The organism is Pontivivens nitratireducens, assembly GCF_014235845.1.
In the GTDB taxonomy this organism is placed as follows: Bacteria; Pseudomonadota; Alphaproteobacteria; order Rhodobacterales; family Rhodobacteraceae; genus Pontivivens; species Pontivivens nitratireducens.
In genome coordinates, this window is record NZ_JACJUQ010000005.1 from 190,457 (window position 1) to 204,499 (window position 14,043).

The window sequence follows — 14,043 nt, forward strand, 5'->3', positions numbered from 1 at the left end:
TTCCGCACGTGGCCGCGTCATTGCGGCCACGTGCATGTCTCATATGAATTTGCTTAGAATAGGGAGGTGTGTCTGGAATGTTAGGACGTGTTCGCGCGGTATACGACAGTGCGCTCAAGGTGTTTGTGCTGCTCTTTGGCGGCGCGGTGGGGTTCATCGCCGTTACGGTCTCGATGAATATCTTCCTGCGCCTGCTTGGCATACCTACGGTCGAGTGGGTCGGGGAGGTGGCGGAATACGCGATCTATGTGGGCGCTTTCGCGGCCGCGCCCTGGGTGCTCCGTCTTGGACTCCATGTCAGGATCGACATCCTCTCCAAGACCCTGCCCCGTGCGGGCGCTCGTGCGCTCGACCTGGTCGCCGACTCTGTCGGTCTCGCGATCTGTCTGTTCATCGCCTACTTCAGCGCGGGGGCCGCCTACAACTCGTTCGAACACGGCAGCCAGATCTACAAGAGCCTGGTGATCCCGGAATGGCCCCTGCTTGCGGTCATACCTATCTCGTTCGTGCTTCTCGCCATCGAATTTGTCTTGCGCATCGTCGTCAACAAGTCGGACGACGCCGAAACGGCGTCAATCTCGGGAGGATTCTGACCATGGAGTGGTATCTCGCACTCTTGTTGATGCTTGCCATCATCGCTTTCGGCATGGCCATCGGCCTGCCCGTAGCCTTTTCCTTCATCGGAGCGAACCTGATCGGCATGACGCTGTTCATGGGGGGCACCGCCTCGCTGGAATTCCTGTCCGGCGAAATGTTCGAATCGGTCGCCAAGTTTTCCTTCCTGCCCGTCGTCCTGTTTCTGCTGATGGGAGAGATCCTGTTCCAGTCCAAGGTCGCCTTCCGGGCGATCAACGCGGTCGATGTTCTGATCTCGCGCGTTCCCGGCCGCATGTCGGTGGTGGCGATCGCCGGGGGAACCATTTTTTCATCGCTCACCGGCTCGACCATTGCCAACACGGCGCTGATGGGCGGTGTTCTTTTGCCTGACATGCTCAAACGGGGTTATAATCCGGGCATCGCCATGGGACCAATCATGGCGACAGGGGGGATTGCCATGCTGATCCCGCCCTCAGCGCTGGCGGTCCTGCTGGGCAGTCTCGCCTATATTCCGATTTCGTCGCTCCTCGTGGCCGGCCTCGTGCCCGGTATCCTGATGGCAGTGCTGTTCTTGGGCTATGTCCTGATCCGGTGCACAATCAACCCCGAACTGGCGCCGGTTCAGGAAAGCTTTGACGATCTGACGCTCAGCCAGAGATGGCGCCCGTTTCTGGTCTACGTCCTGCCCCTGATGTTGATCTTCGTTGCCGTGGTGGGCAGCATCTTCGGCGGCATCGCATCGCCCACCGAGGCGGCCGCAATCGGCTGCATGGCCGCGGTGATCGCAGCGATCGCTTACCGGTCACTGTCCTTCGAAGTCCTGGGGGTCGCGCTCTCCGAGACCGCCAAGGTTGCCTCGATGATCCTGCTCATCGTCGCCGGTTCCACCACCTTCTCTCAGCTCCTGTCCCTTTCGGGGGCGATCCAGGGGATGCTGGGGTTCGTGGAAGGGATGAACCTGACGGCCTTCGGTGCGGTGTTGATGATGCTACTCGTGTTGATCTTCCTGGGCGCTTTCATGGATCAGGTCAGCATGCTGTTGGTCACTCTTCCCTTCTTCCTGCCGATTGCGCTGGCTCAAGACGTCAACATGCTCTGGCTTGGCGTCCTGTTCCTGGTGGTGATGGAGGTCAGCCTTTTGACGCCACCATTCGGCCTCCTGCTGTTCGTGATGCGCGGCGTGGCGCCGGAGTCGATATCGATGCTGACGATCTACCGCGCAGCGATCCCGTTCATCTGCCTCGAAATCCTGGTTCTGTTCGTGCTGTTTCTCTTCCCGGAACTGGCCCTCTGGTTGCCCAGCTTTTTGTAGCCGACAGGCTTACTGTCGACGGCGGACGGAACGCCGACCACGTAGGAAGGCGGAGGTCTTCTGGGATGGGTCCCTACGCTCTCTCACTGATGGCGGCCTGCGCGACACTCGCGCGCCGCTATCAGTGAGGCAAAAGCGAACCCGGAACCGGCGAAGCCGAAACTCCGCGCAGCCCATGGCAGTGAGTGCAAGGATTGGCTGCCGAAAAAGCGGCTCGCCCTTGTGAACCGCGCCGGGTTAGGCGGGCATCCTACGGGTTCCTCGTTCTGGGCATGAAAACACCCTGCTTCATAAACACCCTGCTTCATCATGTGAAAAGTGTTCATCACACCGGGGGAGTTCCAACTCCAGTTTTTGAAGATGAGCGCCCGGGATGCCAGCCCTGGGGTTTCACAAATCCCAAACAGTCCTGTTACAAAACTGTCGATATCACCTCCTAGTTTTCGGGCCAGTAGCACCCGATCAGGAAGCCAGGATATGTCCCACATTAACTATGATGAATTGTCTTTTGATGATGAAGACGAGCTGAAGTTCCCGCGTCCCACCATACAGGGTTTCGACGCTGTGGTCGAAAGCGCAATCTCTCGCCGGGGCTTTCTGGGCGGGGCATTGGCCTTTGGCTCTGGCGCCGCTGTCATGGGTGCCAGCGTGCTGACGGGCACTGCCGCTGAGGCGCAGCAAACGTCTCGGTTCGCTTTCGAGCAAATCACCCCGCAGACTGACGGCACCGTCCACGTCCCCAATGGCTATCGCTGGGACGTGCTGGCGCGCTGGGGCGATCCGCTGTTCTCGGACGCGCCCGCCTTCGATGCGGCCACGGGTATCCCCACCGAAGGTTCCGATCGTGTTTTCGGTGAAAACACCGATGGGATGGAGCTGTTCGTCATCGGCGGGAAAGAGCTGCTGGTTGTGAATTCCGAATACGTAAACGGAGGGATCAACCTGCCTGCGGAACAGAATGGCCAACCAGCCTCAGCCGATGATGTGACGCGGCTACAGAACTTTCAGGGCGTGACCGTGATGGAGGTGACCGAGGGCGACGAAGGATGGAAGGTCGTTGTCGACAGCCCCTATAACCGTCGCATCCACCACCGCACACCAATGCAGATCGACGGCCCGGCTGCTGGCCACGACCTGATGAAAACCAGCGCCGATCCCACCGGCACCACGTCACTGGGCACATTCAACAACTGCGGCTCGGGGCGCACACCGTGGGGCACCTATCTGACTTGCGAGGAAAACTTCAACGGCTATTTCGGAACCACGTCTGAACTGTCACTGGAGGACGCAACAGCCGACGGTTTCGCACGCTACGGCGTGAATACCGAGATCGACCCGGGCCGCTACAACTACCATGGATTCGATGCCCGCTTCGATCTGTCGAAGGAGCCGAACGAGCCGCACCGCGCCGGATATATCGTGGAGATTGACCCCTCAGACCCCACCTCGACACCGATCAAACGCACCGCTCTGGGCCGTTTCAAGCATGAGAACGCAGCTTCGGTCGTCGCACCGGATGGCCGCGTTGTGGTCTATATGGGCGATGATGAACGTGGCGAATACATGTACAAGTGGGTGAGCCGCGATGTGTACACCCCGGGCGGGGATACCTCGACCTTGCTGAGCGAAGGTCAGCTTTATGTTGCCAAATTCAATGACGATATGACCGGCACATGGATCGCCCTGACCCCAGAGGATACCGGCATGTCTGCCGCTGAAATCGCGATCTTCACCCGGATTGCGGCGACTCAGGTAAGCGCGACCACCATGGATCGGCCCGAATGGATCGCCGTGAACCCCACTGCGATCGAGGCGTATTGCTGCCTGACCAACAACTCACGGCGGGGCGCGACGAACGATGATGGGTCCGTCCGTACCAATGCCGCGGGCGAGCCGATGGTGGTGAACGCGCCCAACCCGCGTGAGGTCAACAATTATGGCCAGATCGTGCGCTGGCGGCCGCATTACGACGATCACGCGGCGTCGACCTTTGACTGGGACCTCTATGTCATGGCGGGCAACCCCACGGTCTATATCGAGGGGCTGTATGCAGGCACGGCCAACATCAACGCTGGCAACCTGTTCAACTCCCCTGACGGCATGCAGATCGACAGCACCGGCATGATCTGGATCCAGACCGATGGAAACGACGATAACGAAGGTGATTTCCTGGGCATGGGCAACAACCAGATGTTGGCCGGCGATCCTGTGACGGGCGAGATTCGCCGCTTCCTCACCGGCCCCAATGGATCAGAGGTCACGGGCCTTACCTGGTCGGCTGATCGCCGCACGATGTTCGTGGGCATCCAGCACCCTGCCGCGCCGTTTCCTGATGGTGAGGGCGCGCTTCCCCGCTCGTCCATTGTGACGGTGAAGCGGGTGGACAACGCATTGGTCGGCTAACGTCGCCACTGTCTCAGGCGGAGTATTTCGCCTGAGACATTACAGCCCGTGGGCGGTGAAGACCTTCGCCAACGTTCAAACGGTTGCGAGCAGGGGCCGAGCCGCCGGTATGCCCTGTTGCGTCACGGCTGCCGCCGGCCAAGTGATGATCAGCACGGCGCAGCCGGTGATGCCATGTTCGGCCAAGGTGTCGGGCAGGGCCGTGATCGTGGTCTTGAGAACCTGCTGCGACCTCTTGGAGATGTCGGCCCCGATTGTCACCTGCGCCTGTGCGGGCAGGCCACTTGCCATCAACTCATCCCTCAGGCGGGGGGCCTGGGCCACGGCCATGTAGAGCACGGTGGTGGTGCCGGGGCCGCTATGGCGCAGCGTATCGGGCAGGGCCGCGCCCTCCCGCGCCATGCCGGTGGCCAGCACCAGCGTATCGGCAACGCCGCGCTCCGTCAGGGGCAGCCCGGCGGCGGCGGCGGCCCCGCAGGCCGCGGTGATGCCCGGCACGATCTCCACGTCTATTCCGGCCTCACGGGCCGCGTCGATTTCCTCAGCCGCGCGCCCGAAAATGCCCGGATCGCCGGATTTCAGGCGGACGACCCGGCGACCTTTGCGCGCTTCGGCCACGATGACGGCGTTGATCCGCTCCTGCGGCCAGGCATGTGCGCCCACGACCTTGCCGACGAAAACACGCTCGGCATCGCGGCGGGCAAGCTCCAGCACGTCTTCGCTGACGAGCCGGTCGTAGAAGATCACATCCGCCTCCTGCAACCGCTCCACCGCGCGCAGGGTCAGCAGGTCGCGCGCGCCCGGCCCGGCACCGACCAGCGCAATGGAGCCTTTGGCCTCCTGCTGGAAGGTGCCGCCTGCCTCCAGCGCCGATTTCACCTCGGTGATTGCGTGATGTTCCTGCCCCGCGATCCACTTGCGGCGCGGGGAGCCGTTGAAAACCCAGGCCCAGAAGGCACGACGCCGCGCGCGCGGGATGTCGCGCGCCACGGCCCCGCGCAATCGACCGGAAAAGGCGGCAAGTCCGCCCAGCGTGGGGGCCAGCGATTGCTCGATCTGCGTCTTTATCTGCCGGGCGAGCACGGGGGCGGTGCCCTCCGTCCCGATGGCGACCACGACCGGATCGCGGTCCACGAGCGACGGCGTGGTGATGTCACACAGGTCGGGGCGGTCCACCACGTTAACCGGGCACCGCGCCGCCGTGGCCAATGCATGAAGCGCGGCATCGTGAGCCGGGCAACCGGTGGCGATGAAGGCCATGGCGGCTCCCTCGAACGTGGCCAGGGTGACGGGGCTTGCGGACCATTCCACGGTGCCTTGCGCGACGGCGCCTGCCAGTTCGTCCTCCAGCCTGGGCGCGGCCAGGATGATACGTGCATCGGTCTTGAGGATCAGGCGTGTCTTTTGTGCCGCCTGCTCCCCCCCGCCGACGATGACGACCCGGCGGTCGGTGGTGCGGATGAACATGGGAAAGCTTTTCATCACAATACTCCTTGGCGGGACTTATTCAGCGGCAAGCGGGCGGCGGGCACGCGAGATCAGTTCGGCGATTTCGGGGCGGCAGGAGCCGCAATTGGTGCCTGCTCCAAGCGCCTCGCCGATCGATTCCACGGTGAGAAGCTCGCCGGACTCGACTGCAGACAGGATCGTGTTCACCCCGACCGAAAGGCAGGCACAGAGCACTGGGCCGGGATCAGCCTGATCGCCGGGGCGGCGGCCCGACAGCACGGTCGGCGCGTCCGTTCCCGGCAGCTGGGCCAGGTAATCGCGCATCGCCACCACCGGGGTGGGTGAGAGGAATAGCGCGGCCTCCAGCACGCCATCGCGGTGAAAGGCGAGCCGGTGCTGGCCCTTTGCAGGGTCGCTGATCTGCTGAAGGTCACTGTCGGGCAGCGCAAAGAGCGCGCGCCCCATCGTCTCTACATCACCCAATGGTGCAGCGCCTGCCAGCTCCGCCCGCCACCCCTGGGGTGTGCGGGCGCGGGCCCAATAGGTGCTGTCGGGTGTGATGGGACCGGCAGAGATGGCAAAGCCGTACCAAGCGGCCCTGAAGGGTGTGACCGAAACCACTGCCGCCTTGCTTTCCGGCTGACCTGACACGGGGTCATATGCCGCCGGGACCAGTGTATCGACGCGGGCACTCGGGGCCGTGTCGCCGGTCCAGTGGATGGGGGCGAAGACCTGACCGGGTGCCACGGCATCGGTCCGGCGGGCGCGGAAAATCGTGCGGCCGGTTGGGCTGGCCACCGTGACCAGCGCACCGGGGATGAGGTTGAGGTCCGCCGCATCATCGGGATGAATGTCCAGAAAGGGTTCGCCCAGATGCGCCGACAGGCGCGGCGCGCGTGCCGTGCGTGTCATAGTATGCCACTGATCGCGAATCCGGCCGGTGTTAAGGCGAAACGGATATTTCGGGCTGGTCCGCGCGGCCGGCGCACGATGGGTCAGCGGCAGCATCCGGGCCTTTCCGTCAGGGTGGAAATAGCGCCCGTCCGCGAAGAAACGCTCCGCGTTACCGCGCCCTGTGGCGGGCCAGCGGGTGGGGGGCAGGGCGTCGTAGCCCGGTTCATCCAGATCGGCGAGGGCGGAAATGTCGAAATCGCGGCCGAAGCTGGCTGCGACTGCGGAAAGGCGTGCATATTCGCGAAAAATCTCCGCCTCGCTCCGCCAATCGAAGGCGTCACGCCAGCCCATGCGCTGTGCGACCTGCGCCATGATCCGCCAGTCGGGGCGTGCTGTGCCGGGGGCGGGCAAAGCTGCGCGCTGGCGGCTGATGGTGCGATCCGAATTGGTGACGGTGCCTGATTTCTCGGCCCAACCGGCGGCGGGCAGCAGCACATCGGCCAGTCGCGCGGTGTCGGTATCGCCCGTGATGTCGCTGACCACGACGAAGGGGCAGGCCGCGATGGCGTCGGCCACGGCGTCGGCATCCGGCATGGTCACGGCGGGATTGGTGTGGACGATCCACAGGGCCTTGATGCGCCCGTCGCCCACGGCCCTGAACATATCCACAGCCTTGAGCCCCGGTGCATCGGGAAGCGGTACGGGCGCGTCCCAGAACCCGCTCACCGCCGCACGGTGGGAGGTGTTTTCGAGGTCGAGGTGACAGGCAAGCATGTTGGCCAGTCCGCCGACCTCACGCCCGCCCATGGCGTTGGGCTGGCCGGTAACGGAGAACGGCCCCATCCCCGGCTTGCCGATCCGCCCCGTCGCCAGATGGCAATTCAGGATCGCGTTCACCTTGTCGGAGCCGGAACTGGACTGGTTCACGCCCTGGGAGAAGACGGTGACGACCCTTTCGGTGCCGATCCACAGCTTGCAAAACGTGGCGAGGTCGTCGGGGTTGAGGCCGGTGACCCCGACATCATCCGCCAGGGCGGCCGCCAGAGCCGCCTCGAACCCGGTGACCGTGGCCGCAAGGTCGGTGGAGACGTGGCCCGTGCGGTCGATTTCGGCCAGAAGGTGGTTGAACAGGGCCACGTCAGAGCCGGGCGCAAGGGCAAGATGCAGGTCCGCCCCGTCGCAGGTTGCCGTGCGGCGGGGGTCGATGACGACGATCCTGGTTCCGCGCCTTTGCCGCGCGGCCAGCAGGCGTTGGTGCAGCACCGGGTGGCACCACGCGAGGTTGGAGCCGACCAGCACGACAAGGTCGGCCTGATCAAGATCCTCATAGGTGCCCGGCACCGTGTCCGTCCCGAAGGCACGTTTATGTCCCGCCACGGTGGAGGACATGCAAAGCCGTGAATTCGTGTCGATATTCGCAGAACCGATGAAACCCTTCATCAGCTTGTTGGCGACGTAGTAATCCTCCGTCAGCAACTGGCCGGAGACGTAGAAGGCCACGCTGTCGGGCCCGTGTTCGGCAATCGCGTCCGTAAATTTGCCCGCCACCAGATCGAGCGCGGTGTCCCAGTCGGCTGTTTGCCCGCCGATCCGGGGGGTCAGCAGGCGGCCCTCGGATCCGAGCGTCTCACCCAGGGCGGTGCCCTTTGAGCAGAGCCGCCCGTGATTGGCCGGGTGTTCAGGGTCGCCGCGCACGGCCAGGCCGCCCGCACCGTCCGGGCTCAACAAAACCCCGCATCCCACACCGCAATAGGGGCAGGTGGAACGGATGTCGCGCGGCGTGCTCATGCCGCTTGCCGGGCCAGCAGCTTCGTTGCGTCGAGCAGGATGCGGCCCGTCTCGATCCGCACCGGATAGGTGTCGATCCGGCCTTCGTCCGCGCCCTGCGCCTGCCCGGTGTTCAGGTCGAACACCCAGTTGTGCAGCGGGCAAGTGACCTTTTGCCCGTGCACGATCCCCTCGGCCAGCGGGCCGGCCTTGTGCGGGCAGGTGTTGGAGGCCGCGAAGACCTCCTCCACGTCTGTGCGAAAAACGGCCACGCAGCCTGCCTTGGTCTTTACGATGCGTGCGCCGCGCAGGGGGATATCGTCCACCGCGCCTATGTCGAGCCAGTTCATTCCGCCGCCTCCAATGTCAGATCTGCGAGAGGTTCGTATTTCGCCTGAGCCTTCTTGGCCTCATCCGCCCAGGGATCGCGGCGATAGATGGATTGGGAGAGTTCGAACCGCGCGACCAGTGCAGCACGCTCCTCGATATCATCGACGACCCGCTCACGCGTCCAATCGAGGCTGACCTTGTCGATCCACTTGTAGATCCGGTCGAGATATTTGGCTTGCTCGCGGTAGAGCTGGACAAAGGCAATGATGACGTCCATCGCCTCTTCCTCCGTCTCCACCTCGGTCAGGCGCTGGATTTCCTTGAGGTCCATGCCTGCGGCCCCGCCGACGCCGATCTGATATCCGCTGTCCACGCAGACGATGCCGATATCCTTGCAGGTCGCCTCCGCGCAATTGCGCGGGCAGCCCGATACGCCCAGCTTGACCTTGTGCGGTGTCCAGCTGCCCCACAATGCGCGTTCAAGCCGGATGCCCAGGCCGGTGGAATCCTGCGTTCCAAAGCGGCAATGATCGGTGCCGACGCAGGTTTTTACCGTGCGCAGACCCTTGGAGTAGGCGTGGCCCGATACGAGGCCCGCGCGGCCCAGATCGGCCCACATGGCGGGCAGATCCTCGCCCTTGACGCCCAGCAGGTCGATGCGCTGGCCGCCGGTCACCTTCACAGTTGGCACATTGTATTTATCCGCCGCATCGGCGATTGCGCGCAATTCGGCCGCGTTGGTGATCCCGCCCCACATGCGCGGCACGACACTGAAGGTGCCGTCCTTCTGGATGTTGGCGTGCTTACGCTCATTGATGAAGCGACTTTGCGGGTCGTCCTGATATTCCACCGGCCAATCTGCGATCAGATAGAAATTCACTGCGGGGCGGCAGACATGGCAGCCATTGGGCGTGGTCCAGCCAAGTTCCTGCCAGACGGCGGGCTGGGATTTCAGCTCCTTGGTTCTGATGAGCAGGCGCACATCCTCATGGCTGAGATCGGTGCAGCCGCAGATCGCGGCGGACTGGGGTGCGGCGTAGTCATCGCCGAGCGTGACTTCGAGCAATTGTTCCACCAGTCCCGTGCAGGTCCCGCAGGACGCACTGGCCTTGGTCGTTGCGCGCACGGCCGCCAGATCGCCTGATCCCGCGCCGATCGCCTCCACGATCTTGCCTTTGCAAATGCCGTTGCAGCCACAGATTTCCGCATCAAGCGGCAAGGCTGCAACGGCTGAGAGAGGGTCCGCGGGGGAGCCCCCCTGAAAGGCCGGGCCGAAGATCAGGGTTTCGCGCATCTCCGCGATGTCGGTGCCGTCCTTGATCAGCCCGAAGAACCAGTTGCCATCCGCCGTGTCGCCATACATCACAGCGCCGACCAGCGTGTCATTCTCGATCACGAGGCGTTTGTAGATGCCGCGCGCGGGGTCACGGAAGACGATATCCTCGCGGCCTTCGCCCTCTGCGAAATCACCGGCGCTGAACAGATCACAGCCTGTCACCTTCAGCTTGGTGGAGAGGGTTTTCTGCATGAACACCGCCTGCTGACCCATCAGCGTCTGCGCCGCGACCTTCGCCTGATCGTAGAGTGGCGCGACGAGGCCGAAGACCGCGCCGTCATGCTCGACACATTCACCCACGGCGAGGATGTCCTCGTCCGAGGTGACAAGCTGATCGTCCACATGCACGCCGCGCCCGACGGCAAGACCTGCGTCCTTGGCAAGCGTGACGGAGGGCCGGATGCCCACCGCCATGACCAGCAGGTCGCAGGGCAATTCCTCACCCCCGTCCAGTTGCAGGGCGCGGACATGGCCGTTTTCGCCCAGAATGGCAGTGGAGTTCGCCATCAGCCGGATGGTGATGCCCTTTTTCTCCAGCGAGGTTTTGAGCAGATAGCTTGCCGCCTCGTCCAGCTGCCGCTCCATCAGGTGGCCCATGATGTGCACCACCGTGACCTCGGCGCCGCGTGCGGCCATGCCGGCTGCCGCCTCCAGCCCCAGCAATCCGCCGCCGATGACGACGACGCGCTTGCCTGCGCCGGTCTCCATCATCTTCTGGGTATCTTCCAGGTCGCGATAGGCGATCACACCGTCCAGATCATGACCGGGCAGGGGGATGATGAATGGGTCGGAGCCTGTGCCCAGCACCAGTTTGTCATAGGGCACATCGCCGTTCGGCGCGCGCACGACCTTGGCCTCGCGGTCGATCTGCATCACACGCTCGCCAAAGCGGCAGGTCACCCCGCGCTCGACATACCAAGCCTCGTCGTGGGTGATGATGTCCTCATAGGTTTTCTCGCCCGACAGGACAGGGGACAGCATGATGCGGTTGTAGTTTCCGCGCGGCTCGGCGTTGAACAGGGTGATGTCCCAGTCTACGCCTGAATCCCCGTCCGCACCTGAATCGGTGAGGTGTTCAAGCACGCGGCCCGTGGCCATGCCTGCGCCGATGATAACGAGTTTCTGTTTGCTCATATCGTTCACTCCGCTGCTACCGCCGCGGGGGCGGGTGATGTCTTTGGCTTGGCGCCGTGCTCATATTCCTTGAGGAAATCCAACACTTCCTGCCGGTAGGTGTAGTAATCGGGATGCTCCAGCAGCGCCTTGCGCGTGCGGGGGCGGGGCAGATCGACCTCGGTGATCTTGCCGATGGTCGCTTGTGGGCCGTTGGTCATCATCACCACGCGGTCGGCCAGCAGGATCGCCTCGTCCACGTCATGGGTCACGCAGATCGCCGTGACCTTGGTGCGGGACCAGACCTCCATCAGAACTTCCTGCAGCTCCCACCGGGTCAGGCTGTCGAGCATGCCGAACGGCTCATCCAGAAGCAGAAGTTTGGGGCTGAGCGCAAAGGCACGGGCAATGCCGACCCGCTGCCTCATACCGTTGGAGAGGGAGCTGGCCTGCTTGTCCATCGCATCGGCCAGTCCGACCCGTTCGAGGTAGTATTCGATCACGTCCTGCCGTTCGGCGCGCGATGCACGGGGATAGACCTTGTCCACACCGATGGCGACGTTTTCCTTCGCGCTGAGCCATGGGAACAGGTTGGGTGACTGGAAAACCACGGCCCGCTCGGGATCCGCGCCCAGCACGCCGCGCCCGTCGAGGGCGATCACGCCCTTCGAGATTTCGTTCAATCCCGCGGCCATGGTCAGCACCGTGGACTTGCCGCAGCCCGAATGCCCGATGAGGGAGACGAACTCCCCCTTGCGAAGCTTGAGGTTGAAATCCTCGACCACCGTAAGCGGCCCCTTCGGGGTGGGATAGACCTTGTGCACCTGCGAGAAATCGACATAGCGCTCGGTCACGCCGGAGGCACCGGCAGCCGCCACCGCGCTGGGCATCCCGTGGATCGGGGTTACGCTGGGCAGGGTCCGGGTTTCCTCGATCTTCGCCTCGATGCCCACGTCCACGAGGTAGGATGTGACCTGCGCGCGCAGCGCCTTGAACGTTTCATCGCTGTTCATCGCGATGCGGTCACGCGGGCGGGGAATGGTGACGCTCACCGGCTCCCCCAAGGTTCCGTCGGGGTTGAGCGGCACGATACGGTCGGCCAGCAGAATGGCCTCGTCCACATCATTGGTGATGAGGATGCAGGTCTTCTTGTCCTGCTCCCAGATATCGAGGATCTCATCCGCCAGATTGGCTCGTGTCAGCGCATCGAGCGCCGAAAGCGGCTCATCAAGCAGCAGCATTTCGGGGTCCATGGCCAGCGCACGAGCGACGGAGACGCGCTGACGCATCCCGCCTGACAATTCGGCCGGGCGGCGCGTGGCCGCGTGGCTCAGACCCACCATCTGGATATAGTGATCGGCCTTGGCTGTCTTTTCGGACTTGGAAAGCTTGGGATAGACCGCCTCCACCGCGAGCATCACATTGCCCTGCACCGTCAGCCACGGCATCAGCGAATAGGACTGAAAGACCAATCCCCGCTCCGGCCCCGGCCCGGTGATCGGCGCGCCCTTAAAGGTGACGGTGCCGCTGTCGGGGGATTCCAGCCCCGCGATGAGGTTCATGAGGGTGGATTTGCCGGTGCCCGAGAAGCCGAGGATCGCGACGAATTCGCCCTCCGCCACATCGAGGGAGATGTTTTTCAACACCTCCACCCGATGGGCGCCCCCTCCAAACCCCTTGGAAACATTGTCGAATGTCAGGATACCCATGGCGCTCACCGATTTTTCGAGAAGGTGAAGAGCGATTGCAGCGCATACATCACCCGGTCGAGCAGGAAGCCGATGATCCCGATGGTGAAGACCGCCACCATGATCTTGGCCAGGCTCGACGATGAACCGTTCTGGAACTCGTCCCAGACAAATTTGCCGAGGCCGGGGTTCTGGGCGAGCATCTCCGCCGCGATCAGCACCATCCAGCCCACGCCGAGGCTGAGCCGCAACCCGGTGAAGATCAGCGGCAATGAGGAGGGCAACACCAGCTTGGTGATCTTGGTCCAGGTGTTCATCTTGAGCACCTTGGAAACGGAGACGAGATCCTTGTCGATGGAGGCCACGCCAAGCGCCGTATTGATCAGCGTCGGCCAAAGCGAACACAGCGTCACGGTGATCGCGGAGACGAGGAACGATTTCGCGAACAGACCGTCATTCGTGGTGTAAACCGCCGAGACCACCATGGTGACGATGGGCAGCCAGGCAAGCGGGCTGACCGGCTTGAAAATCTGGATCAGCGGGTTCAGGGCTGCATTTGCCGTCGCCGACAGGCCCGCAGCGATGCCCAGCGGCACCGCGATGGCCGTGGCAATCAGAAAGCCGAAGAACACCGTCTGGATCGAGGTCCAGATCTGCTGGTAATAGCTGGGTGCGCCGGTATAGGGCACATCGCGCACGTCCTCGGGGCGACCCGCCTCGATCATGCGCTGGTTGCGGGCATCGACTTGGGTCTGGAACTGCTCGGCGCGTGTGGCCTTGGCGCGCGCATCTTCGTGCAGGTTGACGGCTTCCTCCCACACTGCGCCCGGACCGGGGATCGCGCCCAGCGAGGTCTGCACCGTGGGGGCCAGCGTGGCCCACATCATCAGAAAGGCGGCAATGGCCAGAAGCGGCACGCCAAGCTGGCGCCAGATCTCGCCCATCTGCGCGCGGGGATTATCGCCCGCTGCCGCCTTGAAAACAGGGGTCAGCCAGGCAAGGCCCAGAACCTGCAACCATTTATCCACGGCGTTGATGCGCGTGAAAAGACGGGCGCGCCGCGCCGCGCGGGCGGCCTCGATCTCGACTTGTGGGTCGGCGGTGATCATCGTTCAAATACCTTCCGGCTCAAGGGGACAGGTCCGGGCCAGCGG

Annotated in this window: 9 protein-coding genes; 3 read left to right on the forward strand and 6 right to left on the reverse strand. The window is 63.5% G+C overall.

What is annotated here, in order from left to right:
• Positions 1–77: 77 nt before the first annotated feature.
• The 3 genes from H1S03_RS08175 (at position 78) to H1S03_RS08185 (ending at position 4,312) form a co-directional block, all read left to right on the forward strand.
• The gene (locus H1S03_RS08175) at positions 78–593 is read left to right on the forward strand and encodes a TRAP transporter small permease (protein WP_185803985.1); all 516 of its coding nucleotides are present in this window, start codon (positions 78–80) and stop codon (positions 591–593) included.
• A 2-nt stretch (positions 594–595) separates the two neighbouring features.
• The gene (locus H1S03_RS08180) at positions 596–1,909 is read left to right on the forward strand and encodes a TRAP transporter large permease (RefSeq protein WP_185803986.1); all 1,314 of its coding nucleotides are present in this window, start codon (positions 596–598) and stop codon (positions 1,907–1,909) included.
• A gap of 477 nt (positions 1,910–2,386) precedes the next feature.
• A complete protein-coding gene (locus H1S03_RS08185) occupies positions 2,387–4,312 on the forward strand; it encodes a PhoX family protein (protein WP_185803987.1) in 1,926 nt (641 codons plus the stop codon).
• 75 nt (positions 4,313–4,387) lie between these two features.
• Here the strand turns inward: H1S03_RS08185 and cysG are convergent, their stop codons facing one another.
• The 6 genes from cysG to H1S03_RS08215 are packed head-to-tail and all read right to left on the reverse strand — an operon-like array spanning position 4,388 to position 13,998.
• Positions 4,388–5,794 carry a siroheme synthase CysG gene (gene cysG, locus H1S03_RS08190; RefSeq protein ID WP_185803988.1) on the reverse strand — a complete coding sequence of 469 codons (1,407 nt, stop codon included), beginning with the start codon at positions 5,792–5,794 and terminating at the stop codon, positions 4,388–4,390.
• Positions 5,795–5,815: 21 nt separating this feature from the next.
• A complete protein-coding gene (locus H1S03_RS08195; RefSeq protein ID WP_185803989.1) occupies positions 5,816–8,443 on the reverse strand; it encodes a nitrate reductase in 2,628 nt (875 codons plus the stop codon).
• The gene (gene nirD / locus H1S03_RS08200) at positions 8,440–8,772 is read right to left on the reverse strand and encodes a nitrite reductase small subunit NirD (protein ID WP_185803990.1); all 333 of its coding nucleotides are present in this window, start codon (positions 8,770–8,772) and stop codon (positions 8,440–8,442) included. The genes H1S03_RS08195 and nirD overlap by 4 nt, the downstream gene beginning before the upstream one ends.
• A complete protein-coding gene (gene nirB, locus H1S03_RS08205) occupies positions 8,769–11,222 on the reverse strand; it encodes a nitrite reductase large subunit NirB (protein ID WP_185803991.1) in 2,454 nt (817 codons plus the stop codon). The genes nirD and nirB overlap by 4 nt, the downstream gene beginning before the upstream one ends.
• A gap of 5 nt (positions 11,223–11,227) precedes the next feature.
• Positions 11,228–12,910: an ABC transporter ATP-binding protein gene (locus H1S03_RS08210; RefSeq protein WP_185803992.1), complete on the reverse strand. Its 1,683-nt coding sequence runs from the start codon at positions 12,908–12,910 to the stop codon at positions 11,228–11,230.
• A gap of 5 nt (positions 12,911–12,915) precedes the next feature.
• Entirely contained in the window at positions 12,916–13,998 is a 1,083-nt protein-coding gene (locus tag H1S03_RS08215) for an ABC transporter permease (RefSeq protein ID WP_185803993.1), read from the reverse strand.
• Between the last annotated feature and the right edge of the window lie 45 nt (positions 13,999–14,043).

Bases quoted from the DNA above. Each gene is read 5' to 3' on its own strand.
- cysG (WP_185803988.1), bottom strand. From the start codon at position 5,794: ATGAAAAGCTTTCCCATGTTCATCCGCACCACCGACCGCCGGGTCGTC.
- H1S03_RS08175 (WP_185803985.1), top strand. From the start codon at position 78: ATGTTAGGACGTGTTCGCGCGGTATACGACAGTGCGCTCAAGGTGTTT.
- nirD (WP_185803990.1), bottom strand. From the start codon at position 8,772: ATGAACTGGCTCGACATAGGCGCGGTGGACGATATCCCCCTGCGCGGC.
- H1S03_RS08210 (WP_185803992.1), bottom strand. From the start codon at position 12,910: ATGGGTATCCTGACATTCGACAATGTTTCCAAGGGGTTTGGAGGGGGC.
- H1S03_RS08195 (WP_185803989.1), bottom strand. From the start codon at position 8,443: ATGAGCACGCCGCGCGACATCCGTTCCACCTGCCCCTATTGCGGTGTG.
- H1S03_RS08215 (WP_185803993.1), bottom strand. From the start codon at position 13,998: ATGATCACCGCCGACCCACAAGTCGAGATCGAGGCCGCCCGCGCGGCG.
- H1S03_RS08180 (WP_185803986.1), top strand. From the start codon at position 596: ATGGAGTGGTATCTCGCACTCTTGTTGATGCTTGCCATCATCGCTTTC.
- H1S03_RS08185 (WP_185803987.1), top strand. From the start codon at position 2,387: ATGTCCCACATTAACTATGATGAATTGTCTTTTGATGATGAAGACGAG.
- nirB (WP_185803991.1), bottom strand. From the start codon at position 11,222: ATGAGCAAACAGAAACTCGTTATCATCGGCGCAGGCATGGCCACGGGC.